Genomic DNA, 25,182 nt, shown 5'->3' with positions numbered 1-25,182 from the left:
CGTGCGAACGATCAACAGAATCCTCGTCGCCAACCGCGGCGAAATCGCCCTGCGCGTCATCCGCACCGCGAAGGACATGGGCATCTCCACCGTCGCCGTCTACGCCGACCAGGACATGACGGCGCCCCACACCCGCGAGGCGGACCTCGCCCTCGCCCTCGACGGGGACGACGCGGCGAGCACCTACCTCAGCGCCGACAAGCTCCTCCAGATCGCAGTGGAGTCCGGTGCCGACGCCATCCACCCCGGGTACGGCTTCCTCTCCGAGAACCCCGAGTTCGCGCGCGCCATCGAGAACACCGGGATCGCGTGGATCGGCCCCGCCCCCGGGGTCATCGAGGCCCTCGGCGACAAGATCAGCGCCCGCAGGGTCGCCCAGGCGTGCGGGGTCGCCCCCGTCCCCGGCCTCTCCGAGCCCGTCACCGCCCGCGCCGAAGTCGAGGGCTTCATCGCCGAGCACGGATACCCCGTGGTCCTCAAGCGCGCCGACGGCGGCGGCGGGCGCGGCATCACCGTCGTGCGCTCGAACGCCGACCTCGACCTGTTCTTCGCCCGCCACACCGACCCCGCCGACCTCGGCGCCCACTTCGTCGAGCGCTTCGTCGAGGTCGCCCGCCACGTCGAGACCCAGAGCGCCCGCGACTCCCACGGCAACTTCCACGTCATCTCCACGCGCGACTGCTCCGTGCAGCGCCGCAACCAGAAGCTCGTGGAGGAGGCGCCCGCGCCCTTCCTGCCCGAAGGCGCCCACGAGCGCCTCGTCGAATGGTCCCGCGCCCTGTTCGAGCACGTCGGCTACGTCGGCGTGGGCACCTGCGAGTTCCTCCTCGAGCCCGACGGCTCCATCTGGTTCCTCGAGGTCAACCCCCGCCTCCAAGTCGAGCACCCCGTCTCCGAGGAGGTCACCGGAATCGACCTGGTGCGCGAGCAGATCCGCGTCGCCCAGGGCCTCACCCTCACCCCTCCCCCGCCCCCGCGCGGCCACTCCTTCGAGTTCCGCGTCACCTCCGAGGACCCCGCCGCGGACCTCACCCCCAGCGCCGGGCGCCTCGACGAGGTGCACTGGCCCCTCGGGCCCGGGATCCGCCTCGAACTCGGCATCGAGGCCGGCGACGCCGTCCAAACGGCCTTCGACTCCATGATCGCCAAGATCATCGTCACCGGCTCCGACCGCGAGCACGCCCTGGCGCGGGCCCGCCGCGCCCTCGCCGAGTTCTCCGTCCACGGCGTCCCCACGCCCGTGCCCGTCTACCGCGACATCATCACCGACCCCGACTTCTGCGGGGTCGGGGGGTTCACCGTGTCCACCCGGTGGTTCGAGACCGTCTTCGCGCCCCAGCACGACTACTCCCACCTGTCGGGCCCGGCGGAGGCAGAGGGCACGCGGGACCTGCCGCGCCAGACCTACGTCATCGAGCTAGACGGTCGCCGCATGACCCTCACCCTGCCCGAGGGCATGTTCTCGGCCCCCTCGCCGGCGCCCCGCCCGTCCCAGCCCCTGCGCTCCCACCGGCGCGCACCCGCCCAGTCCGCGCCCGCCGCCCCCGCCCAGGGGAACCCCGGCGACATCGTCTCGCCCATGCAGGCCATCGTCGTCTCCTTGGCCGCCTCCAACGGCGACCGCGTCGAGGAGGGCCAGCTGGTGGCCGTCCTGGAGGCGATGAAGATGGAGAAACCGCTCCTGGCCACGCGCTCCGGCGTCGTCACGGGCCTGGGCGTCCGCCAGGGCGACACCGTCGGAGCGGGAGCCCTCATCTGCCACATCGAGGCCGCCGGCCAGGAGGACCAATGAGCACGCAGAACGCGCAAGGGCGCGACGCCTTCATCGCCGCCCAGGACAAGGTCGTCGCCGACGCCGAGGCGAACGCCGTCTCCCGCCAGCACGCGAAGAACAAGATGACCGCGCGCGAGCGCCTCGCCATGTTCTTCGACGACGGCGTATGGCACGAGATCGGCCAGTTCATCGGCGGCTCGGTGCGCTCGGGGAAGATCGGCTCGGCCGTGGCCGCCGGATACGGGCGCGTCCAGGGCCGCATGGTGGCCGCATACGCGCAGGACTTCTCCGTGCGCGGCGGCACACTGGGCAAGGTCGAGGGCGACAAGATCATCGACCTCATCGAACTCGGCATCCGCATGCGCATCCCGATCGTCGGCATCCAGGACTCGGGCGGCGCCCGCATCCAGGAGGGCGTCGTCGCCCTGGCCCAGTACGGCCGGATCTTCAAGAAGACGTGCGAAGCCTCGGGCCTGGTCCCCCAGATCTCCATCATCCTGGGGCCCTGCGCGGGCGGCGCCGTCTACCAGCCGGCCCTCACCGACTTCATCATTATGACGCGCGAGAACTCCCACATGTTCGTCACCGGCCCGGACGTGGTCGCGGCGACCACGGGTGAGAAGGTCACGCTCGAGCAGCTCGGCGGCGCCGCCATCCACAACTTCCAGTCGGGCGTCGCCCACCACATGGCCGACACCGAGCAGGAGGCCATCGACTACGTGCGCTCCCTGCTCGACTACCTGCCCAGCTCCTGCGGGGCCGAGCCGCCGCGCTACGACTACGCGCCCAACGCCGAGGACGAGGCGGCCGCAGCCTCCGTGGCCGACCTGGTCCCCGCCTCGGGCCGCGTCCCCTACGACGTGCGCGACGTGGTCCGCGCCCTGGTCGACCACGGCGAGTACGTGGAGATCCAGGAGCTCTTCGCCCCGAACGTGACGATCGGCTTCGCCTGCATGGACGGGTGCTCCATCGGCGTCGTCGCCAACCAGCCCATGAACGACGCCGGGACGCTGGACGTGGACGCCTCCGAGAAGGCCGCGCGCTTCGTCCGCTTCTGCGACGCCTTCGGACTGCCCGTGGTCACCCTGGTCGATGTCCCCGGCTACCGGCCCGGCACCGAGCAGGAGCAGGCGGGCATCATCCGCCGCGGGGCCAAGGTCATCGTCGCCTACGCCAACGCCACTGTGCCCATGGTGACCGTGATCCTGCGCAAGGCCTACGGCGGCGCCTACATCGTCATGGGCTCGAAGTCCATCGGCGCGGACCTGGCCTACGCCTGGCCCGACGCCCAGATCGCCGTCATGGGCGCCGAGGGCGCCGCGTCCATCATGTACCGCCGCGAGCTCGCCGCCGCGAAGGAGGCGGGCGACTTCGACGAGGTCAAGGCCCGCCTGGTCGCCGCCTACGAGGCCGAAACGGTCAACCCCGACGTCTCCGTGCGCTCGGGCCAGCTCGACGCGATCATCCGCCCGTCCGACACGCGCCAGGTGATCATCGACTCCCTGCACCTGCTGGCGTCGAAGGACCAGAGCGCCCCCCACGTCAAGCGCCACGACAACGGGCCCCTGTGAGGCCCGCGCGCCACCCGTCTTCCCGTCCCCGATTGAAAGAATGAACATGCCGTCCTTCCTCTCATCCCTGTCTTCCACCCCTTACGCGATGGTCTTCGCCGGACAGGCCACCCCGTGGCGCGAGGGCCTTGACGAGGTCGCCCACGACCCGGAGATCGCCGCCCTCCTCGGGCGCGTCCTCGCAGCCTCCGACGACCTGCTCTCGCCCGTGCGCCGCGAGCTGGCGACCCAGTCCGTGGCCTCCCTGCCCTTCTCGCTGCCCGCCGCCGCGGGCGAGCCGGCGGTGGCGCGCCGCGGCGGCGGGCCCGACGAGGCGGCCCTGTCCGTCCCGGGCATCGTCCTGTCCCAGCTGGGGGCGCTCATGGACCTGTCGCGCGCAGGCGTGGACTTCGCCTCGCACCCGCCCGTCGCCTTCGAGGGCCACTCGCAGGGCGTGCTCGGCGTGGAGGCCGCGCGCGCGTGGATCGACGGCGACGAGGCGCGGGCCGCCACGGTCTTCGCCCTCGCGCGCCTCATCGGCGCGGCCGCCGCGCGCCAGACCCGCCGGCTGCGGGCCGCCCACGCCGACGGCGCCACTTATATGGTGTCGGTGCGGGGCGTGTCGGACGCGCTCCTGGCCTCCCTGATCTCCCAGTTGACCACGACGCAGTACCCCCTGTCCGTCGCCCTGCGCAACGACACGGACGCCCACGTGGTCTCCGGCGCACCTGCGGACCTCGCCGCCCTGGTCGCCGCCGCCGAGCGCGCGGGAGCCGCAGACAAGGCGGCCCACGACGCCCACCAGGTCGGCGGCCGCCCGCTGGAGCCCGTGTGCGAGTTCCTGCCCGTGCACGTCCCCTTCCACTCCCCCCTGCTCTCCTCCGCCCTCGACCAGGTCCGCCAGTGGGCCTCCCAGTGCGGCATCGACGCCGCGCTCGCCGAGTCCCTGGCCTCCGCCGTGCTCGTGGGCACCGTGGACTGGCCCGCCCAGGTCGGCGAGGGCGTCGAGGCCGGGGCCAAGTGGCTCCTCGACCTGGGCCCCGGCGCCACGACCGTGCGTATGACCCGCAACCTGGTGGACGGCACCGGCGTGGGCGTGCTCGCCCTGGGCACCCAGGCCGACCGCGACCGGGCCGCCACCCCCGGGTGGGAGCCCGCCGCCCCCGCCGACTGGTCGGCACTGCGCCCCGGCCTGATCACCCTGCCCGACGGGCGCACCGTCGTCGACACGCGCTTCTCGCGCCTGACCGGCCGCTCCCCCGTCCTCCTCGCGGGAATGACCCCCACCACCGTCGCCCCGGGGATCGTCGCGGCCGCGGCGAACGCCGGGTTCTGGGCGGAGATGGCCGGCGGCGGCCAGGTCACCGAGGAGGTCTACAACGAGAACCTCGCCGGGCTGCGCGCCCAGCTGCGCCCCGGCCACACCGCCGAGTTCAACTCGATGTTCCTGGACCGCTACCTGTGGAACCTCCAATTCGGGCAGGCGCGCATCGTGTCGCGCTCGCGGGCCTCCGGCGCCCCCATCGACGGGGTCGTCATCTCCGCGGGCATCCCCGAGCACGACGAGGCCCTCGCCCTCATCGAGCAGTTGCGCGCCGACGGCTTCCCCTACGTCGTCTTCAAGCCGGGCACCGTGGACCAGATCCGCAAGGTCATCGCCATCGCCCGCGACGCCGCCCCGACGAAGATCATCGTGCAGGTCGAGGACGGCCACTCCGGCGGCCACCACTCGTGGGAGGACCTGTCCGACCTGCTGCTGGCCACCTACGCCCAACTGCGCGCCCAGGACAACATCGTCCTGGCCGTGGGGGGCGGCATCGGCACGCCCGAGCGGGCAGCCGACTTCCTCACCGGTGACTGGTCGAAGCGCCACGGGCGCCCGCCCATGCCCGTCGATGGCGTCCTGGTGGGCACCGCCGCCATGACGACCAAGGAGGCCCAGACGACCCGCGCCGTCAAGGAGCTGCTCGTCGCGACCCCGGGCGTGGGCGCCGACGACGACTCGCGCGGCTGGGTCGGCGAGGGCGCCAGCCGCGGCGGCATGACCTCGGGCCTGTCCCACCTGCGCGCCGACATGCACGAGGTGGCGAACGCGGCCGCGGCCGCCGCCCGCATCATCGCCGAGATCGGCTCCGACGGCGCCCAGGTGCGCGCCCGCAAGGACGAGATCGTCGAGATCCTCTCCCACACCGCCAAGCCCTACTTCGGCGACCTGGAGGAGATGACCTACGCGCAGTGGGTCCGCCGTTTCGCCGACCTGTCGTTCCCGTGGGTGGACCCCACGTGGCAGATCCGCTTCCACGACCTCCTCCAGCGGGTCGAGGCGCGCCTGGCGCCCGTCGACCACGGCGAGGTCCCCACCCTCTTCCCCACCGCGGACGACGCCGCGAACGCCCACGAGGCCGTCGACCGCCTCCTGGCGGCGTACCCGAACGCCGAGACGACCTTCGTCACGCCCATCGACTCCGCGTGGTTCCCGGCCCTGTGCCGCTCCTACCCCAAGCCGATGCCCTTCGTGCCGGTCCTCGATGACGACCTGATCCGCTGGTGGGGGCAGGACTGCCTGTGGCAGGCCCAGGACGAGCGCTACGACGCCGACCAGGTCCGTATCATCCCCGGCCCCGTGTCGGTCGCGGGCATCGACCGCGTCGACGAGCCCGTCGCCGAGCTGCTGGGGCGCTTCGAGGGGGCCGCCGCCTCGCGACTGGCCTCGCGGGGCGCCGAACCGGCCGCCGCCGCCTCGCGACTGGCCTCGCGGGGCGCCGAACCGGCCGCCGCCGCCTCGCGCCTGGGCAACGGGCGCGCGGCCGCCAGTGAGGACGAGTGGCTGCGCCACGTGCCCTTCATCTCGTGGACCGGGCACCTCATGACCAACCCCGCCGCGGTCCTCGACGAGGAAACGGTCGAGATCCGCCGGAGCGAGGCGGGCGTGGACTTCGTCATCCACCTCGACACCGCGTGGGACTCCGATCCGCGCGGCGCTGAGAAGCACGCGGTGCGGGAGCTGGTCTTCCCCCTGACCCTGACCGGGGAGGACGGCGCCGTGCCCGTCATCGACGAGGCGCGCCTGCCCGAGCACATGTACGCGATGCTGGCCGCCACCGCGGGCGTGGGCTCCACGTCGGTGGCCGGCGACCGCGTCGAGGCGCTGCCCGTCATGGCCCCCTCCGAGCGCTCCGAGTTCGGCGAGGCCCACTACTCCTTCACGCTCGCGCCCGCGCTCGGTTTCGACCACGCCGAGGCGACGGGCGCCGCACTGCCCGCGTCCTACGAGTTGGCGGCGTGGGCGCCCGACGCCCTGCTCGGGCCCGCGTGGCCGGCGATCTACGCGGCTCTGGGCAGCGCCATCCACGACGACTACCCGGTCATCGAGGGCCTGCTCAACGCCGTCCACCTGGACCACTCGATGACCCTGGTGGCCCCGCCGGAGCGCCTCGTGGCCGACGGCGTGCGCTCGATCGATGTGGTCAGCCACGTGGCCGCCGTCGACGAGTCCTCCTCCGGGCGCATCGTCACTGTCGCTCTGGAACTCACCAGCGGCGGCGAGCCCATCGGCACCACGCAGGAGCGCTTCGCGATCCGCGGGCGCGCCACCGGCAACCGCGCCCCGGCCGAGGCCGCCCCCTTCGGCGGAGCTTCCATCGAGGTCGTGGACACGCCGCGGTCGGTGCTGCGCCGCGTGAGCGTCCAGGCCCCCGATGACATGACGCCCTTCGCGATCGTGTCGGGCGACTACAACCCGATCCACACCTCCTACGCGGCCGCGAGGGTCGCGGGCATGGACGCGCCCCTGGTGCACGGCATGTGGCTGTCGGCCACGGCCCAGCACGCCGCCCAGGCCGCCGTGGCCGGGGACGCGGGCGCGCACCTGGCGGGGTGGACGTACTCCATGTACGGCACGGTCGACCTGAACGACCAGGTGGAGATCACCGTGGAGCGGGTGGGCCGCGTCGTGGGGGGCGGCCTGTCCCTGGAGGTGACGTGCCGCATCGACAAGCAGGTCGTGTCGCGCGCGTCCGCCTGCACCTTCGCCCCGAAGGTCGCCTACGTCTATCCCGGCCAGGGCATCCAGTCGCCCGGGATGGGCCTGGACGAGCGCGCGAAGTCGAAGGCCGTGGACGAGGTGTGGCGCCGGGCCGACGCGCACACCCGCTCGGCGATGGGCTTCTCCATCCTGGCGATCGTGCGCGACAACCCCACTGAGATCGTGGCGCGGGGCGTGACCTACCGCCACCCCGAGGGGGTCCTCAACCTCACGCAGTTCACCCAGGTCGCCCTGGCGACCCTGGCGATCGGGCAGACCGCCCGTTTGCGCGAGGAGGGCGTCCTGGTCCCGGGGTCGGCCTTCGCCGGCCACTCGTTGGGCGAGTACGACGCCCTGGCCGCCTACGCCGAGGTCTTCCCCTTGGAGACGGTCCTCGACCTGGTCTTCCAGCGCGGCTCCACCATGCACTCCCTGGTCCCCCGCGACGAGCGGGGGCGCTCGAACTACCGGATGGGGGCCCTGCGGCCCAACCAGTTCGGCGTGGACGACGCGCACGTCGTCGAGTACGTCGCGTCGGTCGCCGAGGCCTCGGGGGAGTTCCTGCAGATCGTCAACTTCAACCTGGCCGGCCAGCAGTACGCCGTGGCGGGCACGGTCGCGGGCCTGAAGGCCCTGGAGGAGGACTCAAGCCGCCGGGCCCGCGAGGCGGGCGGGAAGCGGCCGTTCATGTACGTGCCCGGCATCGACGTGCCCTTCCACTCGACCGTGCTGCGCAACGGCGTGGCGGACTTCCGCCAGAAGGTCGATGAGCGCATCCCCGACGAGGTCGATCCGGGCAGGCTCGTGGGCCGTTACATCCCGAACCTGGTGGCCCGCCCCTTCGAGCTGACGCGCGAGTTCGCCCAGTCGATCCTGGACGTGGTCCCCTCCGAGGAGGTGCGCCGCCTGCTGGAGGAGCCCGGCGCGTGGGAGGCTGCCGTGGCCGAGCCCGGGCGCCTGGCCCGCACGCTCCTCATCGAGCTGCTGTGCTGGCAGTTCGCCTCCCCGGTCCGTTGGATCGAGACGCAGCGGGTGCTGCTGTCCTCGGGCGAAGCGGCACCCGGCGTCGAGGGCATGGCCGTGGACGAGGTCGTCGAGGTCGGCCTCGGCGCCGCCCCGACGCTGGCGAACCTGGCGGCCCGCACGCTGGGGCAGCCCGAGTTCTCCGCCTCGCGGACCGAGGTCTTCAACGTCCAGCGCGACGAGGCCCGGGTGCTGCGCACGGATGTCGCGGTCATTGAGGACGAGGAGGAAGAGGAGGTGGAGGCGCCCCCGGCTGCCCCCGCCGCCCCGGCCCAGCCCGCTCCGGCCCCCGCCGCGGCTCCGGCCGCCGAGGCCGCCGCTCCCGCGCCCGCCCCGGGCGGCGCCAGCGGCGCGGACGTCGCCGACGAGCCCTTCACGGCGTCGAGCGCGATCCGCGCGCTGCTGGCCCTGTCGGCGAAGATCCGCCTTGACGAGGTCGGCGACTCGGACACCACCGAGTCCCTCACCAACGGCGTGTCCTCGCGGCGCAACCAGCTGCTCATGGACATGAGCGCCGAACTGGGCCTGAACTCCATCGACGGCGCCGGCGAGGCCGACGTGCGGACCCTGTGCGCCACGGTCGACAAGGCCGCGAAGGGCTACAAGCCCTTCGGCGCGGTCCTGTCCGAGGCCGTCAAGGAGCGCACCCGCAAGCTCTTCGGCGCCGCGGGCGCCAAGGCGTCGCGCATCGGCGAGCGCGTCACGGGCACGTGGCAGCTCGGCGGCGGCTGGGCCTCGCACGTGACCATCGAGATCGTCCTGGGCACCCGCGAGGGCGCCTCGACCCGCGACGGCGACCTGGCGACCCTGCCGGTGGAGGCCCCGTCGAACGCGGCCGGCGTGGACGCCCTGATCGACGCCGCCGTCCAGTCCGTCGCCGCGCGCCTCGGCGTGTCCGTGTCCCTGCCGTCGTCGGGCGGGGCCTCCGGCGGGGGAGTCGTGGACTCCGCGGCGCTCGACGCCTTCGCTGAGACCGTGACCGGCGACGCCGGCGTCCTGGCGAAGGTCGCGCGCACCATCCTGTCCGACCTCGGTCTGGACGCCCCCGCTCAGGTGGAAGACGAGGACGAGGACGCCTCCCGGGTCCTCGACGCCGTCGCCGCGGAACTGGGCTCGGGCTGGGCGGACCTGGTCGAGCCCCGCTTCGAGGCCCAGCGCGCCGTGCTCCTCGACGACCGGTGGGCGTCGGCCCGCGAGGACGTCGCGCGCTTCGGCGCCGAGGGGGTCCTGACCGAGACGGCGTCCTTCGTGGGCGCGGGCCGCGCGGTCGCCGAGCAGGCGGCCTGGTGGGCCTCGCGCTTCGAAGAGGAGGGCGACGCGCGCGCCGCCAGGATGCGCGGGATCGCCGAAGAGGCCCTCTCCGACGCGTCAGCGCTGCCCCACGCCTCGGACGTCGCCGTCGTCACCGGTATGACGCCCGCCTCCATCGGGGGCGCCGTCGTGGCGGGGCTGCTGGCCGGGGGCGCCACCGTGGTGGCCACCTCCTCGTCGGTGTCCCCGGCGCGCCTCGACTTCGCCAAGCGGCTCTACCGCGAGCACGCGGCTGCCGGGGCCAGGCTGTGGCTGGTGCCCGCCAACCTGGCGTCCTACCGGGACGTGGACGCCCTGGCGGAGTGGATCGGCACCGAGCAGACCAAGTCCGTGGGCGCCGACGTGGTGGTCACCAAGGAGGCGCTCGTCCCCACGCTCTTCTACCCCTTCGCAGCTCCCCGCGTCTCCGGCACCCTCGCCGACGCGGGCCCCGCCTCGGAGAACCAGTTCCGCCTGCTGCTGTGGAGCGTCGAGCGCTCCATCGCCGCCCTGGCGCGCATCGGCTCCGACACGCACGCCGACCACCGGTTGCACGTCGTGCTGCCCGGCTCGCCCAACCGCGGCATCTTCGGCGGGGACGGGGCCTACGCCGAGGCGAAGGCGTCCTTCGACGCCATTGCGACGCGGTGGGCGTCGGAGCCGGTGTGGGGCCAGCGCGTCTCGATCGCGCACCCGCGCATCGGCTGGGTGCGCGGCACCGGCCTGATGGGCGGCAACGACCCGATGGTCGCCGCCGTCGAGGCCGCGGGAGTGCGCACCTGGTCCACCCAGGAGATGGCCGAGCAGCTGCTCGCCCTTTCCTCGGCGGACGTGCGCGCCCGGGCCGCTGAGGCGCCCGTGGACGCGGACCTGACCGGCGGCCTCGACTCCTCCATCGACCTGCGCGCCCTGCGCGCCCAGGCCGCGGCGCAGGCCACGCCCGCCGACGACGCGGAGCCCGTGGCGACCGTGTCCGCACTGCCCTCCCCCGCCCAGACCTCCGTCACGCACGTGGACCCCGCCCAGTGGGGCGCCACGACTGCCTCCCTGGACGACACGATCGTCATCGTCGGGCACGGCGAGGTCGGCCCGTGGGGCAGCGCCCGCACCCGCGTGCAGGCCGAGCTCGGGATCCACACGGACGGCACCGTCGAGCTCACCCCGGCCGGGGTGCTCGAGCTGGCGTGGATGACCGGCCTGCTCACCTGGTCCGACACGCCCGTGGGCGGCTGGTACGACAAGGACGACCAGCTGGTCCCCGAGTCGGAGATCTTCGAGCGCTACCGCAATGAGGTCGTCGCCCGATCCGGCGTGCGCTTCTTCCACGACGACGGTCCCCTGCACGACGGGCACACCCCCGAGGCGGCGGTGGTCTTCCTGGACCGCGACATCACTTTCACAGTCGATGACGAGGCCGAGGCCCGCTCCTACGCGGATGAGGACCCGCAGTTCTCCATCGCCTCGCAGACCGCCTTCGGCGAGTGGCAGGTGACCCGCAAGGCGGGCGCCCAGGTGCGGGTGCCGCGCCGGGCGACCCTCAACCGGCGCATCGGCGGGCTCTTCCCCACCGACTTCGACCCTGCGCGCTGGGGCATCCCCGCCTCGATGCTGGACTCGATCGACCCGATCGCCGTGTGGAACCTGGTGTCCGCCGTGGACGCCTTCGTCTCCGCCGGCTTCAGCCCCGCCGAACTGCTGCGCTTCGTCCACCCCGCCGACCTCGCCTGCACGCAGGGCACCGGCTTCGGCGGGATGCGCTCGATGCACAAGCTGTTCGTCGACCGCTTCCTGGGCGAGGAGTACCCGCAGGACATCCTGCAGGAGACCCTGCCCAACGTGGTGGCCGCGCACACGATGCAGTCCTACATCGGCGGCTACGGCTCAATGATCAACCCCGTGGGCGCGTGCGCCACCGCGGCGGTGTCCATCGAGGAGGGCGTCGATAAGATCGCCGCCCACAAGGCGGACTTCGTCGTGGCGGGCGCGATCGACGACATCCAGGTCGAGTCGATCGTCGGCTTCGGTTCGATGAACGCCACCGCGAACTCGCAGGAGCTGCTCGACCGCGGCATCTCGCCGCGCTTCGTGTCCCGCGCGAACGACCGGCGCAGGGGCGGCTTCGTGGAGGCCCAGGGCGGCGGCACGGTTCTGCTGACCCGCGCCTCCGTGGCCGTGGAGATGGGCCTGCCGGTCCTGGCGGTGGTCGCCCACGCGCAGACCTTCGCCGACGGCGCCCACACGTCCATCCCCGCCCCCGGCCTCGGCGCGCTCGCGGTGGCGCGCGGCGGAGCCTCCTCGCCGCTCGCCCGCTCCCTGGCTGCCCTGGGCGTGGGCGTCGACGACGTGGCCTTCGTGTCCAAGCACGACACGTCGACGAATGCGAACGACCCGAACGAGTCGGACCTGCACACGCGGGTTGGGCGCGCTCTGGGGCGCAGCGCGGGCAACCCGCTGCTGGTCGTGTCCCAGAAGACGCTGACGGGCCACGCCAAGGGCGGCGCCTGCGTCTTCCAGGTGGGCGGTATCATCGATGCCTTCCGCTGCGGCGTGATCCCGGCGAACATCGCGCTGGACTGCGTTGACGACAAGATGGAGCAGTACGCCCCGCTCGTGTGGCTGCGCAGTCCGCTCGACTTGTCGGCCCGCGGGCCGGTGCGCGCTGCTTTCGCGACCTCACTGGGCTTCGGGCACGTGTCGGGCTTCCTCGCCCTGGTGCACCCGGGTGCCTTCGAGGCCGTCGTCGAGCGCGAGACGGGATCGGAGGCGCTGGCGCGGTGGCGCTCGGCCTCCGACGCGCGCCTGCGGGCGGGCTCACGCCACTTCGAGATGGGCATGCTCGGGCACGCGCCGCTCTTCGAGCCCGTTGATGCCCGGCGCCTGCCCGATGACCCGGCCCTGGGCGCGGCGGGCGACCCGCACGAGGTGGAGGCGCAGATGCTCCTCGACCCGCGCGCGCGCCTGGGCGCCGACGGCTACTACCACCTGCCCGACCAGCAGTAGGGCGCCCGTGGCGCGCGGACTCGGCGTCGACCTGGTCCACCTGCCCGCTTTCGCGGAGCAGGTGGACCAGCCGGGCTCCCGTTTCCTCCAGGGGGTGCTCACCCCCAGGGAGGCCCGCCGTGTCCGCGCGCGCGCCGCTGCCACGTGCCCGGCGGACCCGTCGTCCGCACTCGCCCGTCATACGGGGGGCCTGTGGGCGGCCAAGGAGGCGTTCGTGAAGGCGTGGTCGGCCGCGTTGTACGCCTCGCCTCCGCCAGTGGATCCGCAGGATGTGGACTGGCGCGAGATCGAGGTCGTTTTCGATGCCTGGGACCGGCCCGCCCTGCGCTTGCACGGGCGGATCGACCGGGAGTACGCGGCCTCCTTCGACGGGCCCTGCCCCGGGCTCCTCGTGTCGATCAGCCACGACGGGGACTACGCGATCGCGGAAGTCCTCATCAGCTGATCCCAGCGTGAAGGGGTGGCGGGGCTGCGCTGCGCGAGTGCCGATCGGAAGGCGAACGGGACGTTCGGGCACCCGCAAGGCTCCAGCCGCACGCGCCCGGGCATACCGTGGCCGCCGCTCCAGATCCCACCGCCGCCTCCGCGCGCGCCGGACCGGCTCCGGTCCGCCGTCATGCGGGGCGGCGCCCGCGTTCCGGCCGGCTCTCATTGCGCGCCGACGGCCACCGCCTTGGCTTCGGGATCCGCTGTGACGGCGCGGCCGTCCTCGGCTGGACCGCCGGGGTCCGCGGGGTTCCGCGCGTGCTCCGGGCCGCCGCCCGGAGCACCACGACCCGTAGCGGACGAGCCAGTGACGGCATTCTCCGGACCGGGGTAGACCAGCCGCGCGCCCGCCGCCCCCGGGCGCCGGTCTTCGCCGGAAGCGGCCTGCCCCGCACCGTTTCGCGCCTTCGACGCACCGTCCCGTGTCTGCTGGTCGGGCACGCCCTCACTCCTGCGCGGGTCCGTCCTGTCGGCGCCACCGGGCCCTACGGGCCGGGATGCACCGCCCCGGACGGGCGCAGCGCCCCGCTCTGCCGATGCGCCCGGACGGTCCGATGCGCCGGGGGCCGCTGCACCGGAGGCGACTCCGCTGGGGGCGACTGCCGCCTCCCGTTGTCCTGCGCCGTTCGAGGCCGGCGGCCGGCCCTGCCGCTCCGCTCCGACCTGTGGCGGCACCGCTGGCGGGCGCTGGGGCGATCTGAAGAACGAGGCACAGCCCTTCGACAAGTCGTGGCCCAGGGCACTCGCCGCCACAACGAGTTCGCTGTGCAGCTCGCCGTCCTTGCCCACCCAGGCGTTCGCGAGGGGGCGGCCCATGACGATGACCGGTTGCCCCTTCTGTATGGAGTAGCCGACGTTGTGGGCGAAGGAATCCCACACCTGGACAGTGCACCACGTGGGCTCGTCTTCCACGTAGCTGCCCGGCCCCTCGGCCTGCGAGCGCTCGTAGCGCCACCTGGGGACCGCCAACCTGAACTTCGCTATGAGTTTGCCGCCACTGGTCGAGTGCATGCGGATGTCGGAGCCCACGCGCCCCCTAATGCACATCATCTGGTCCTGCATGATCGTCTCCTTGTCTGCGTCTGCTCCGGCGCCTCCGGTCGCTCCGGCGGTCCCGGTTACTCCAGGGAAACCCATAGGCGGAGCCGAGGGGAAACGGGGGACGCGCCCCTGTGGATACGGCGGCTCTCCAGCGCGCGCCTGTGCACACCGGCGGCCGTTCACAGCGCTTCGCGGTCGGAGGCACAGTGTGCCCCGATCCATCCGCGCTCCTTCGCATCGCGGCGGTCGCCTGCGCGCGGGTGCGCGGCGGGTTCGGGGTTTTATCGGAGCGGGGTCCGGCATATTGGGGCAGGCAACGGGTCATTGGGCAGGCCGCAGGGACTTGGGATAGGCCGCAGGGAATTGGGGCAGGCCACAGCCCAACAGCCCATTGGGGTAGGCAACGGGTCATTGGGGCAGGTTAATAACCTGCCCCAATGCGCGCTAAACTGCCCCAATGTGGCCCGTCGTGCGCGAGATCGCGCATCCGCCGCGCTCCGAGTCCCACTTCGTTTGCAAAACTACCCGCACAGCCCCGATCGGCCCACCTCCCAAGACGAACCTCGCCGAGGCAGACCCTAGCGACCGCGCGCGACCCCGGCACCGCAACACCTCCCTGCGCAGGCTCTTGGCGGCCGCCAGTGCCGACTGCGAGCCCATTCCGTAGTGTTCGCCCCCGTGGAAGCGCAACCCCTCCCGGCGGGAGATCACTCGGCGCTGGCTCGCCCGGGCGGTAGCGACGCCACGGTCCGCAACCCCTCCCGGCGGGAGATCACCCGGTGCTCTTGGCGATCCCCAGCGCCACCACGTCGCGCGCGATCTGGCGCGCATCGGCCCTGCTGACCGGTGCGGACGGGAAGAGCACGCGCCGGTAGTACTCGAGTTCCTGGATGGATTCGAGGATGTCCGCCAGCGCGCGGTGCCCGCCGTGCTTCTCGGGCGCCTCGGCGAACGCGGATCGGTACCACCTTTTCGCCAGTTCCTTGATGGAGGACACGTCGATGAGGCGGTAGTGGAGGTGGTCGATGACCGCGGGCATGTTCGCCTCGAGGAACGCCTTGTCCGTGCCCACGGAGTTGCCCGCCAGCAGTGCCTTGCCCGCGTCGGGGACGAAGCGCTTGATATAGGAGAGCACCCGCTCGGTGGCCTCCTCCATGGTCACGCCGTCCTTGAGGTCGTCCAGGAGGCCGGATTTGGTGTGCATGTCGCGCACGAAGTCGCTCATGCCCTCCAAGGCGGCGGCCGACGGGGAAATGAGCACATCGATTCCAGGATCGACGACCGTCAGGTCGGCGTCGGTGATGACGACCGCGACTTCAATGAGCGCATCGGCGCCCACGTCGAGTCCGGTCATCTCGCAGTCGATCCACACCAGGGGGTCTTTCACAGTAGTCACGCCAGTAGTGTAATGCGCCTTCCCGGCGGTGGCTCCGCGCGATCGGGCGCCACCGGCCGTTACACTCTTCAGTGCGTTCCCACCCCGAGGAGTCCCCATGGCACCCACTGATCCGCGCTCGACCACGCCCAGTGACATCCGTTCGGCGGCCGACGCCCTGCGCGGCGTCGCGACGGTCACGAAGTTGGAGCGCTCCGAGCGCCTCTCGGACCAGACGGGCACCGATGTCCTGCTCAAACGGGAGGACCAGCAGAAGTGCCGGTCCTTCAAGGTCCGCGGAGCCTTCGCGCGCATGTCGTTGCTCACAGCCGAGGAACGGGAGCGCGGCGTCGTCTGCGCCAGCGCGGGCAACCACGCCCAGGGCGTCGCCTACTCGTGCGCGCACCTCGAAGTTCCGGGCACTATCTACTTGCCGTCGAACACACCATTGCAGAAGCGCCGCCGCATTGCGACGATCGGCGGGGACTGGGTCGAGCAGGTCATCGTGGAAGGGACCTTCGACGCGGCCAATGCCCTGGCCCAGGAGGCCGCGGCCCAGACCGGGCGGGTCTACGTCCACCCCTACGACGACCCGATGACCATCGCGGGCCAAGGGACCATTGGCGTGGAACTGGTCGAGCAGATGCCCAGCGACACCGCCGCGGTCCTGGTGCCCGTCGGAGGCGGTGGCCTGATCGCGGGCATCGCGACGTGGCTGCGCGCCGTGCGGCCCGAGGTGGCCGTCATCGGCGTCGAGCCCGCGGGGGCCGCTTCAATGCACGCGGCATTGGCGGCGGGAGAGCCCATGACCCTGGCGAAGGTGGATGCCTTCGTCGATGGCACTGCCGTGGGCCGCACGGGGGACGTGCCCTTCGAAGCGGCCAAGCGCTTCGTCGACCGTGTGCTGGTGGTCCCCGAGGGCGCCGTGTGCACGGAGATGCTGGAGCTGTACCAGTCCGACGGGGTGATCGCCGAGCCAGCCGGGGCACTGGCGTCGACGGCGGCGCGCGTCTGCCTGTCCGACCCGTCGGACCGCAAGGCGATCGTGGGGCGCAGCGACGGCGCCATTGTCTGCGTCGTGTCGGGGGGGAACAACGACCTGACGCGGTACGCGGAGGTGATGGAGCGCTCACTGCGCCACGAGGGCCTGCGCCACTACTTCCTCGTGACATTCCCACAGCAGCCGGGGATGCTGCGCATGTTCTTGGAGGACGTGCTCGGCAGCGGGGACGACATCGTCCACTTCGAGTACACGAAGAAGAACAACCGGGAGCTCGGACCCGCCCTGGTGGGCATCGACTTGGCCGATCCGGCGGATATCACGGGTCTGAGGCGCCGCATGGAGGCATCTCCCCTGCACGTCGAGGAACTGCCCCTGGACTCCGAGATCACGCGTCTCGTGATCTGACGCCCCGGGGCGGTCCTGGGCGCGAGGCGGGCGCCGATCGCCCGGGCCAGCTGCTCCCCCCGGGAACCGACCAGCCGCGCGAGGCGGGCGCCGGGAGCGCACGGCATGCGGTTCGAGCCGGACTTCCCCATGCGCACGGGGCGGACTGTCCGCGCGCAGTCCGGGCCTCAGGCGGCCAGCGTGTGGGCGCGAGTGAGGCGCACCCGCACGGCGGGGGCGGAGTTGAAGCGGTAGCCCGCGCCTCTGACGGTGGAGATCAGGTCGGGGGCGGCGGCGAGCTTCTTGCGGAGCCTGCGCACGTGCGCGTCAACGGTGCGGGACTGCAGGTCGAGGCCCGCGCCGTTCCACACAGTGGCGAAGAGCTCCTCGCGCGATACCGGGCGGTCGGCCCGCGCGGCCAAGTAGGCGAGGAGCTCGTACTCCTTGGAGGACAGACCGGCATCGCGCCCATCGATGGTGACCGAGGCGCGGTCGATGTTGATGTCGATGCGCCCGGAGGAGAGGTGAAGGCCGTTGAGTACGGCGAGGAAGTCCTCGAAGGAGGTGGGACGGTCGGCGTCGGCGTTGCGGACGGAGGGGGCAGGGGTGTTGACGAGTGCCATGGGTGTATCCGATTCTTCGGGGCCGCACTCCCACTACTGGCGTGGGCATATCACTGCGGCGGTGATTGACAGGGGTTCGGAGTGTCAATCACATACACATTCGCGACAGGGAGCCGCCCGTGGAGCAGCGCATCTGGTTCGCGAAGGTCGTCATGGCTTCAGTCTGGCGGAGGGCGTCCGCAGCAGCCCAACGGAGTCCACTATGCGAGACACTGTGACAGTGCGCTGGCCGTGGGCTCCTCCTCCCCCACTGCTGTGGGACGGGATGGCACGTCTTCGTGGCGTTCTGACGACTGTTGGCTCCCCCACTGCTGCGGGAGGGGAGCCCACAGCCGTTACCGCTGTTGCCGCCGAGCACCGGGACGGCACCAGAAGCGCTCCCCACCGGATTGCGCACACAAGGACCCTGATTCACAGAACGCGCGCCGCACACAAGGGCTTGATTCCGCCCTTGTGTGCGGCGCAGTGTTGCCTAATTCCGTCCCTTGTGTGCGACGCCGAGAGAGACGGTGCCGATCCCGCGGGCCAGGGTGACGACCTCTTCGACTTTCTGGTCGGCGAAGGCGAGCCAGGAGTGCAGGTCGGTGTTGAGGCGCTCGTCGTCCCACTGCTCCAGGGCGGTGTCGTGGGGGACGTGCTGCAGGGAGTTCGTGGTGGTCACCGTGACGGCCCTGGCGCCCAGGGCGCGGGCGCGCTCGAGCGTGTCGCGGGCGGCGGCCAGGTCGGCGCGCCGGATGTTGCGCCCGTTGATGGCGTCGACCACCAGCACCACGTCCGACAGGTCGGCGCCGACGGGCAGGGAGCCCGGCATACGGGCTACTGTGATAACCGGCCACCGGGCTTCTGCGACAACTGGCCGCCGACGCGAGCAGACCCGGGCTCTCGCCCGGCGGACCCGGATGCGCGGAGGGCCCCGGTCGGCGCGGGCACGGCGGGCCCGGATGGGCGCCCCCGACAGGACTCGAACCTGCAACCTCGGGATTAGAAGGCCCTTGCTCTATCCATTGAGCTACGGAGGCGTGGCGCCCCAAGGGGCACCGGGTCAAGCGTAGCGGGAACTGCCCCGCTTCACCTAAGCGGGACGGCGGAGCGGGCCCGGCCAGGACCCGGCCAGGGCGCGCAGCTACGGGCAGCGGCGCCCGGGCGTCTTCCGGCGAGCCGGATATGGAGAACGGTAGAATCAGGAAGCGAGCGCCCCAGGAAGGAGGGAACGATGAGCGCTGGTAACCGCGTGCTGTACCGGGATGTGAAGCCGTTCGACATGCCGACCGCTCTTGACGACCTCGTCGGTCCTTCTTCGGGGAAGGTCGTGCTCCCCAACCACTTGTGCTGGGCGCCTGGGGACGGCGTTTACGACCTGGACGAGATCGGCGGTGCGATGGTGGTCTACCAGAGTGTCATCACCGAGGGCAGCGCCGACGAACAACGGGACCTGCTCAACAAGGGGCTCCTCGAGGCACTATGGCCGGCTCTTCGGCTGGATGTGGGCATCATTGCGGCCTGGGAGGAACGCTTCGACCCGCTGAGGGGAAGGAACCAGTGGGGCAGGATCCACGGGCTGAGCAGCGCCTCCTAATTACCCAGGCCCTTGAGGTGGTCGCCTGCGACCACTTCGCGCTGGCCGGGTCGGGAGCGATCCGCGAGCACGGTCTCACTGATCGCCCGACTAACGACATCGACCTCGGTGTGGACTGGCGTGCCCACACTCCCACCCGTCTCGCAATCGGTCCTGTTCTCGATCGCGAGGACGCGGTTGCGAACAAACTCGCGGCCCTGTATTCGCGTGGTCTGCCCCGCGACTACCTCGATGTCGATTCCATCCGGCTGTCGGGTGCCTACACCGATGAGAACCTCATTGAACTTCTCGCGTCACGCGACAGCGGCTACAACTGCGAGTACTTCACCGAATGCTTACGGATGGCGTCGCGGATCACCCTGCCGGAGGTTCGCGCCTACGGCATCGACGCTACCCGCCTGAAGGCGGTTCAAGCACGGTTCACTCAATGGGCGCACCATCTTGAGCACGCTGCCGCCCCAGGGAGCGCACACGAGATTCTGCCCGCCATACCACAATCGGAACACGATCAGTGAGTACTCGCGCGGAGCGGAAAGCGCGCATCGCGTGCGGTTGCTATTCCGCCCCCGTCTCCCTCGCCGTGAGGCCGCAAGCGCCCCGCTGTCCGTGCCCGGGCGCGTCCGGGTACGCGAGGGCCCCGGCACGCGCGCCGTGCCGGGGCCCTGGGCGCGGACCTCAGTCCTCGGCGTGCAGGAGGCCGCTCTTGTAGGCCTTCGCCAGACGGCGGGGGACGCGGACCTCACGGCCGGAGACCCTGATGGTGTTCAGCTCGGTAAGATCGGCCTTCCACGCGGACCGGCGGGTACGGGTGTTTGCGCGGGACATCTTGCGCTTGGGAACTGCCATGTCTTACCGCTCCTCTTCATTCTCGACGACTATTCCATGCCGCTGCGCCACGCGGGCGCACGGCGACAACCCCGCAAGGCTATCACGAACCCCAAAGATCACGAAGCCGCGAGCACCGCCCTAGCTGCGATCCTGCTTACAGCCGCCCCGCCCGCCCCCTGCACTGGGCACATGCTCCACAGCCCGCCCAGGCGTGGGTGCTGGTATCCCGCCCGCCCCCTACACTGGGCGCATGCCCTCCCCCATCGCCACCGTCCCCGTCGGCACACTGGCCACCAGCGAGATCGAAGTCAAGCGCTCGCGCTTCATCACGACGCTGGCGCGCACTGACAGCGCCCGCAGCGCCCGGGAGGCCATCGACGCCGTCAAAGCGCAGCACCCGCAGGCGCGCCACAATTGCAGCGCCTACCTGATCTCCCCCGAGGGCGCCGCACCCCTGCAGCACTCCTCCGACGACGGCGAGCCCGCGGGGACGGCGGGCACGCCCATGCTGGAGGCCATCCGCGCCTCGGGCACGTGGAACGTGACGGCCGTGGTGACCCGGTACTTCGGCGGCGTCCTGCTGGGGACGGGCGGCCTGGTCCGCGCCTACTCCTCGTCGGTGTCCGAGGCGCTCGCCGCCCTGCCGCGCGTCCTCCTGGCGCCCCGCGACATCCTGGAGGTCGAGTTGGATCCCGCGGACGCGGGCCGCATCGAAGCGGAGCTGCGCAGGGCCGGGGCATCCGTCGTGGACGCGCAGTGGGCGGACCGGCTCTGCCTGCGCGTCGGCGTGGATCCCGCGCTCAGGGAGTCCTTCGACGCGGTCCTGGCCCGCGCCTCGAAAGGTGTTGCAAAGTTCCGCCACGTGGATACCCGCAGGGCCGAAGTGGACGCGGCGGACGGCTGAGCGCAGAATCGGAACGTTCCACATCTCCAAGCGAAGGACAACCATGGCCCATATTGCTGACAACGTCGCGGAGCTCATCGGCAGCACCCCCCTGGTGCGCATCCACCGGGTGGCGGGCGAAGGCGCCGACGTCGTCGCCAAGGTCGAGGCGTTCAACCCCGCCTCCTCGGTCAAGGACCGGATCGCCCGGGCGATCATCGACGCCGCCGAGTCCTCCGGGGCGCTCAAACCGGGTGGCACGATCATCGAGGCGACCTCCGGCAACACGGGCATCGCCCTGTCGATGGTGGGCGCGGCCCGCGGCTACGAGGTCGTCATCGTCATGCCCTCGTCCATGAGCGTGGAGCGCCGCGCCATCGTGCGGGCTTTCGGGGCGGAGCTGGTGCTCACGGACCCGAAGGGCGGTGTGTCGGCGGCCGTCGCCGAGGCGGAGCGCATCCGCGACGAGCGCCCCGGCTCGATCATCGCCTCGCAGTTCACGAACCCCGCGAACCCGGCGGTCCACGAGGCCACGACCGGCCCTGAGATCTGGGAGGCCACCGGCGGTAGGGTGGACGTGTTCGTCGCGGGCGTGGGCACGGGCGGCACCATCTCGGGCGTCGCCAGGTACCTCAAGGGCAAGAACCCCGGTGTGAGGGTCGTCGCCGTCCAGCCCGCCGAGTCCCCCCTGCTGACCGGTGGGGCCCCCGCCCCCCACGGCATCCAGGGCCTTATGCCGAACTTCGTGCCGGGCACCTACGACGCCGGCGCCGTCGACGAGGTGGTCTCCGTCGAGTCCGTCAAGGCGCTGGAGTTCGCGCGCCGCGCCGCCGCCGAGGAGGGCCTGCTGGTCGGCATCTCCTCGGGGGCGGCCCTGGCGGGGACCGCCGCCGTCGCCGCTCGGCCGGAGTACGCGGGCAAGAGGATCGTCACGCTGCTTCCCGACACGGGCGAGCGCTATCTCTCGACCGCGCTGTTCGAGGGGTTCGAGGACTGAAAGACCGGCCGCGGGGCGATAGTGTTGGCCCCGGATGCTCATCCGGGGCCAACCCGCCACCCACGTAGAGGAAGCGACCACCATGCCCTTCGCCGCCCGCGTCGCCCGCGCCATTGCCCGCGCGGTGCCCACCAAGGCCCTCCTGCTCTTCGAGGAGGACCTCATGACCGCCCGCAGGCGGGATCCCGCCGCGACCAGTGCCCTGGAGATCGCCCTCACGTACCCGGGGGTCCACGCACTGTGGACGCACCGCGTGGCCCACGCGCTGTGGAACCGGGGCGCCCGCACGCCGGCGCGCGTCCTTTCCTCCCTTGCCCGTGCCTTCACGGGCGTGGACATCCATCCGGAGGCGCGCGTCGGCAGGCGCGTCTTCATCGACCACGCGACGGGCGTCGTCATCGGGCAGACCGCCGAGGTCGGCAACGACGTCGTGATCTTCCACGGGGTCACCCTGGGCGGGGTGTCCATGACTCCGGGCAAGCGCCACCCCACGGTCGGGGACCATGTGATGATCGGCGCGGGGGCGAAGGTGCTGGGACCCATCACGATCGGCAACGGCGTGAAGGTGGGGGCGAACGCCGTCGTCGTCAAGGACGTGCCCTGCGGGACGGTCGCCATCGGCGTGCCCGCGCGCCTGCTGCCCAAGCCGGAGCGGGACACGAGGGACCGCGACCTCATCGTCGATCCGAACTACTTCTTCGACGAGCCCGCGCTCTACATCTGAGCGGGCACGCATCGGCGTCGCGCCACCTGGGACAACGCCCTGCGAACGACCTGACAACGTGAGCGGTGCCACCTACACTTGGGTTATGGAAGCTCACACTCTACAAGCACCGCTCGATGCCGTGCCGGAGCCGCCGAGGCCGGAGGGCATCGAGATCGCTACGCTCACACCCTACGACGTTCCCACGCTCGCGATCCTCTCACTGGAGGCGTACGGGGAGCCCCTGACCGCCGAGGCGATCATGGAGTCTTCCGAGGAGCTGCGCCTCACCTTCGAGGGCGCTTTCGGCGCCACTACGGAGGACTCCTTCGTGGGCGCGTGGGACGGGGGGACCCTGGTCGGCGCCATCCTGGTCGTCCGGGAGTCCCCGTGGGACGACCCGCCCGACGGCCCCTTCGTGGTCGACCTGATGGTCGCGCCCGAGTACCGCCGCAGGGGGATCGCCACCGCGCTGGTCGCCGAGGCCGCGCGCCGCTGCTCCGAATGGGGCTTCGACTCCCTGTCGCTGCGCATCGACTCGCGGCACACGGGGGCGAAGGAGCTCTACTCGGTGCTCGGCTTCGACCGCGCCGACTGAGGCCCGCAGCCCGACCGGGCGGACTCTAACGGAAGCCTCCGTCGAGCGTGGGGAGCACGCGCGGGCACAGCACGCAGTGTCGGACTGTCGAGCCGAAAGCCCGCCATCAGTGTGGCACGCCCATTGCCAAGGAGGTTGTCGACTGAGGCCTGGGCGGAGCGCTGAAATCGGAGCGCCCTGCCCGCGGAGGAGACAGCACCCAGCCAGCGTCAACAGCCGACAGGGGCAACAAACCTCCGTATGCCCCACAACTAGCGGTTTGAGCGCATCAGAGACTAGTCGCTCATATCTCCGTGACAGTTCCCAAAAGAGAAACCCGGAGCTTTGCTGCTCCGGGTCCTCGAAGTGCGACAGACTCACGCACTGCGCGCCTCAGCGATCAGGGCATTCATCTGATCTGGGAAGTCGGCACTGATCTGCGGACCGATCTCCGGCCCCACCTGATCTGCGCCATCCCCGGAGATCGTCAGCCGATGGGTGATCTTGGTGCCGCCCTCGACCTCCTCGAACCGATGGGCGAACCGCAGAACCAGACCGTTGAACTCGGTCTCATCAGCGTACCGCGAACCCGGAACGAACTCCACGACCGTCGAGACCATGGTGTCCTGACCCGCTGGGGTGAGCTGGATCTTCGTCCCAACACCCAGCGGCCCCTCCGGACGGAAGACATCACCGCCCGGCAACACAATACGACCCGAGTGCACCCCCTCGAACACTGACCACAGACGACCAGCATCGACATCAGTCACCTGGCTGTACTCCGTTTCCCACATCTTTTTCCTCCCTATTTCGAACATCGTCATCAAAAGCAGTGCAACGTTAGCAGGTCCTTCGCGGCCCCATCAAACAGTTGATGGGATTCCAAGTGCGGGAAAGATCATACGCAGTTCCGCAGGATATGAGCAGGTGAAGCTCCCGCAAATCGGTTTGGCCGCAGCCCGCCACCCGCGCAGCCCCCGAGGGCGGTTCTAACGGCGGCTGCTCGCTCACTTCTGGCAGCCGGGGCACCAGAAGAGGCGCCGGTTCTGCATGAGGGCCTCGCGCACGGGGGTGCCGCACCGCAGGCAGGGGCGCCCGGTGCGGTGGTACACGTACCAGCGCGACGCCTCCTCGTCCCCCTCAATGGGAGGATTCGGGGCCTCGTCGGGGTCCATCGTGTCCAGGCGCCCTGCCGCCAGCCCCCGGTTCATGAGGTCGCAGATGAGGACCCACAGGCCGCGCAGCCGCTTGAGGGAGATGTTAGCTCCCTTGCGGTGGGGGGAGATCCCCGCCAGGAACAGGGCGTCCGCTCGGTAGATGTTGCCCACCCCGGCGATGATCGACTGGTCCATGACGATCTCGCCGATCGCGCGCCGCTTCGAGTGCGCCACCCGCGCGAAGCGCTCCGCGGCCTCCGCGTCGGCGCGCGCCCCCGCGTCGAGGGGATCCGGGCCGAGCCTGGCCTCGGCGGCGGCCCGCTCCTGGTCGCTGATCAGCTCGCAGCGGTTGGGCCCGACCAGGTCCGCCACGGCGTGGTCGTTGAAGAGGCGCAGTCGCACGGCCCCTACCGGCTCCGGGGGTTCCCACTCCCCCGCCCTGGCCTCGCCGAAGCCGTCGCCCCACCGGGTCTCCGAGTGGCCGTTCCACTGCCCTTTGGGGACGTTGGGGATGCGGTGGGCCACACCGTGGCCCTCATCGACGACGGTCTCGTCGCCGTTGAAGCGCCACCACCCGTACAGGCCCAGGTGGATGTGCACCCAATGGTCGGGCCAGGGCTCTCCCTCCCCCAGAATAGGTTCCCCGCTGCCGGCCGCGGCGCCCTCCAGCAGGGCGACCCCGGCCTCGTAGGACCGGCCGGGGACGGGCGGGACGAAGCCGATGAACATGTGTTTGCCGTGCACGCGCACCCTCTGCACCACCCACCCGTCCAGGCGGGCGGCGGAGGAGGCGAAGCGCCCCTGGGGGGACGAGGCCGAGACGGTGCCCCCGACGAAGAGCTCGTCGAGGGTGCCGGCGAGTCGGCGGATCGCATCGCCTTCGGGCAT

General features: G+C 71.5%; 18 protein-coding genes and 1 tRNA gene. 11 read left to right on the top strand and 8 right to left on the bottom strand.

Annotation, left to right across the window (positions count from 1 at the left end; translation table 11 throughout):
• Position 1 precedes the first annotated feature (1 nt).
• From G447_RS0110560 to G447_RS0110545, 4 genes are read left to right on the top strand one after another with little or no spacing between them, the layout of a single operon-like run.
• Complete coding sequence (locus G447_RS0110560) at positions 2–1,792, top strand: acetyl/propionyl/methylcrotonyl-CoA carboxylase subunit alpha (protein ID WP_026431025.1); 1,791 nt, start codon at positions 2–4, stop codon at positions 1,790–1,792.
• A complete protein-coding gene (locus G447_RS0110555) occupies positions 1,789–3,345 on the top strand; it encodes an acyl-CoA carboxylase subunit beta (protein WP_005869008.1) in 1,557 nt (518 codons plus the stop codon). Before G447_RS0110560 ends, G447_RS0110555 begins: the two co-directional genes overlap by 4 nt.
• A gap of 46 nt (positions 3,346–3,391) precedes the next feature.
• Positions 3,392–12,661: a type I polyketide synthase gene (locus G447_RS0110550; protein ID WP_207382548.1), complete on the top strand. Its 9,270-nt coding sequence runs from the start codon at positions 3,392–3,394 to the stop codon at positions 12,659–12,661.
• A gap of 7 nt (positions 12,662–12,668) precedes the next feature.
• Positions 12,669–13,106: a holo-ACP synthase gene (locus G447_RS0110545; RefSeq protein WP_005869033.1), complete on the top strand. Its 438-nt coding sequence runs from the start codon at positions 12,669–12,671 to the stop codon at positions 13,104–13,106.
• 203 nt (positions 13,107–13,309) lie between these two features.
• On the opposite strand, the gene G447_RS11815 is transcribed toward G447_RS0110545, so the two are convergent.
• Both G447_RS11815 and orn read right to left on the bottom strand, forming a co-directional pair.
• On the bottom strand, positions 13,310–14,209 hold the full coding sequence (locus G447_RS11815; protein WP_051226324.1) for a single-stranded DNA-binding protein: 900 nt from the start codon (positions 14,207–14,209) through the stop codon (positions 13,310–13,312).
• Between the two features lie 751 nt (positions 14,210–14,960).
• Complete coding sequence (gene orn, locus G447_RS0110535) at positions 14,961–15,584, bottom strand: oligoribonuclease (RefSeq protein WP_081697902.1); 624 nt, start codon at positions 15,582–15,584, stop codon at positions 14,961–14,963.
• A 97-nt stretch (positions 15,585–15,681) separates the two neighbouring features.
• Here orn and ilvA point away from each other — a divergent pair, with 97 nt between their 5' ends.
• Positions 15,682–16,971, top strand: coding sequence for a threonine ammonia-lyase IlvA (ilvA, locus tag G447_RS0110530; protein WP_026431022.1), 1,290 nt, complete (start codon positions 15,682–15,684; stop codon positions 16,969–16,971).
• 167 nt (positions 16,972–17,138) lie between these two features.
• Here the strand turns inward: ilvA and G447_RS0110525 are convergent, their stop codons facing one another.
• From G447_RS0110525 to G447_RS0110515, 3 genes are all read right to left on the bottom strand, one after another.
• Positions 17,139–17,573, bottom strand: a complete 435-nt coding sequence (locus tag G447_RS0110525) for a winged helix-turn-helix domain-containing protein (protein WP_026431021.1) — start codon at positions 17,571–17,573, stop codon at positions 17,139–17,141.
• A 472-nt stretch (positions 17,574–18,045) separates the two neighbouring features.
• Entirely contained in the window at positions 18,046–18,384 is a 339-nt protein-coding gene (locus G447_RS0110520) for a hypothetical protein (RefSeq protein WP_026431020.1), read from the bottom strand.
• 135 nt (positions 18,385–18,519) lie between these two features.
• A tRNA-Arg gene (locus G447_RS0110515) sits at positions 18,520–18,592 on the bottom strand.
• A 194-nt stretch (positions 18,593–18,786) separates the two neighbouring features.
• On the opposite strand from G447_RS0110515, the gene G447_RS11605 reads away from it, so the two are divergent.
• Positions 18,787–19,149, top strand: coding sequence for a hypothetical protein (locus tag G447_RS11605; protein WP_051226323.1), 363 nt, complete (start codon positions 18,787–18,789; stop codon positions 19,147–19,149).
• Entirely contained in the window at positions 19,113–19,664 is a 552-nt protein-coding gene (locus tag G447_RS11810; RefSeq protein ID WP_051226322.1) for a hypothetical protein, read from the top strand. The genes G447_RS11605 and G447_RS11810 overlap by 37 nt, the downstream gene beginning before the upstream one ends.
• Positions 19,665–19,824: 160 nt before the next feature.
• Here G447_RS11810 and rpmF read toward each other — a convergent pair whose 3' ends face one another.
• Entirely contained in the window at positions 19,825–19,995 is a 171-nt protein-coding gene (gene rpmF / locus G447_RS0110500) for a 50S ribosomal protein L32 (RefSeq protein WP_026431019.1), read from the bottom strand.
• A gap of 232 nt (positions 19,996–20,227) precedes the next feature.
• On the opposite strand from rpmF, the gene G447_RS0110495 reads away from it, so the two are divergent.
• From G447_RS0110495 to G447_RS0110480, 4 genes are all read left to right on the top strand, one after another.
• Complete coding sequence (locus tag G447_RS0110495; protein WP_026431018.1) at positions 20,228–20,881, top strand: IMPACT family protein; 654 nt, start codon at positions 20,228–20,230, stop codon at positions 20,879–20,881.
• Between the two features lie 43 nt (positions 20,882–20,924).
• Complete coding sequence (cysK, locus tag G447_RS0110490; RefSeq protein WP_026431017.1) at positions 20,925–21,857, top strand: cysteine synthase A; 933 nt, start codon at positions 20,925–20,927, stop codon at positions 21,855–21,857.
• An 82-nt stretch (positions 21,858–21,939) separates the two neighbouring features.
• Positions 21,940–22,581 (top strand): serine O-acetyltransferase, encoded by a 642-nt coding sequence (cysE, locus tag G447_RS0110485; RefSeq protein WP_026431016.1) that lies wholly within the window; start codon positions 21,940–21,942, stop codon positions 22,579–22,581.
• An 85-nt stretch (positions 22,582–22,666) separates the two neighbouring features.
• A complete protein-coding gene (locus G447_RS0110480) occupies positions 22,667–23,158 on the top strand; it encodes a GNAT family N-acetyltransferase (protein WP_026431015.1) in 492 nt (163 codons plus the stop codon).
• Between the two features lie 356 nt (positions 23,159–23,514).
• Here the strand turns inward: G447_RS0110480 and G447_RS0110475 are convergent, their stop codons facing one another.
• The gene (locus tag G447_RS0110475) at positions 23,515–23,961 is read right to left on the bottom strand and encodes an SRPBCC family protein (RefSeq protein WP_243442370.1); all 447 of its coding nucleotides are present in this window, start codon (positions 23,959–23,961) and stop codon (positions 23,515–23,517) included.
• 183 nt (positions 23,962–24,144) lie between these two features.
• Entirely contained in the window at positions 24,145–25,182 is a 1,038-nt protein-coding gene (locus G447_RS0110470) for an Fpg/Nei family DNA glycosylase (protein WP_026431013.1), read from the bottom strand.

Origin of the sequence: Schaalia georgiae DSM 6843, from assembly GCF_000429245.1 — a bacterium.
Lineage (GTDB): Bacteria > Actinomycetota > Actinomycetes > Actinomycetales > Actinomycetaceae > Pauljensenia > Pauljensenia georgiae.
This window is presented reverse-complemented; position numbering and strand designations above follow the sequence as displayed.

Excerpts from the sequence above, each read along its gene's own strand:
- G447_RS0110555 (WP_005869008.1), top strand. The coding sequence starts at position 1,789 with ATGAGCACGCAGAACGCGCAAGGGCGCGACGCCTTCATCGCCGCCCAG.
- G447_RS0110550 (WP_207382548.1), top strand. The coding sequence starts at position 3,392 with ATGCCGTCCTTCCTCTCATCCCTGTCTTCCACCCCTTACGCGATGGTC.
- G447_RS11815 (WP_051226324.1), bottom strand. The coding sequence starts at position 14,209 with ATGCAGGACCAGATGATGTGCATTAGGGGGCGCGTGGGCTCCGACATC.
- ilvA (WP_026431022.1), top strand. The coding sequence starts at position 15,682 with ATGGCACCCACTGATCCGCGCTCGACCACGCCCAGTGACATCCGTTCG.
- G447_RS0110525 (WP_026431021.1), bottom strand. The coding sequence starts at position 17,573 with ATGGCACTCGTCAACACCCCTGCCCCCTCCGTCCGCAACGCCGACGCC.
- G447_RS0110520 (WP_026431020.1), bottom strand. The coding sequence starts at position 18,384 with ATGCCGGGCTCCCTGCCCGTCGGCGCCGACCTGTCGGACGTGGTGCTG.
- G447_RS11605 (WP_051226323.1), top strand. The coding sequence starts at position 18,787 with ATGAGCGCTGGTAACCGCGTGCTGTACCGGGATGTGAAGCCGTTCGAC.
- rpmF (WP_026431019.1), bottom strand. The coding sequence starts at position 19,995 with ATGGCAGTTCCCAAGCGCAAGATGTCCCGCGCAAACACCCGTACCCGC.
- G447_RS0110495 (WP_026431018.1), top strand. The coding sequence starts at position 20,228 with ATGCCCTCCCCCATCGCCACCGTCCCCGTCGGCACACTGGCCACCAGC.
- cysK (WP_026431017.1), top strand. The coding sequence starts at position 20,925 with ATGGCCCATATTGCTGACAACGTCGCGGAGCTCATCGGCAGCACCCCC.
- cysE (WP_026431016.1), top strand. The coding sequence starts at position 21,940 with ATGCCCTTCGCCGCCCGCGTCGCCCGCGCCATTGCCCGCGCGGTGCCC.
- G447_RS0110480 (WP_026431015.1), top strand. The coding sequence starts at position 22,667 with ATGGAAGCTCACACTCTACAAGCACCGCTCGATGCCGTGCCGGAGCCG.
- G447_RS0110475 (WP_243442370.1), bottom strand. The coding sequence starts at position 23,961 with ATGACGATGTTCGAAATAGGGAGGAAAAAGATGTGGGAAACGGAGTAC.
- G447_RS0110470 (WP_026431013.1), bottom strand. The coding sequence starts at position 25,182 with ATGCCCGAAGGCGATGCGATCCGCCGACTCGCCGGCACCCTCGACGAG.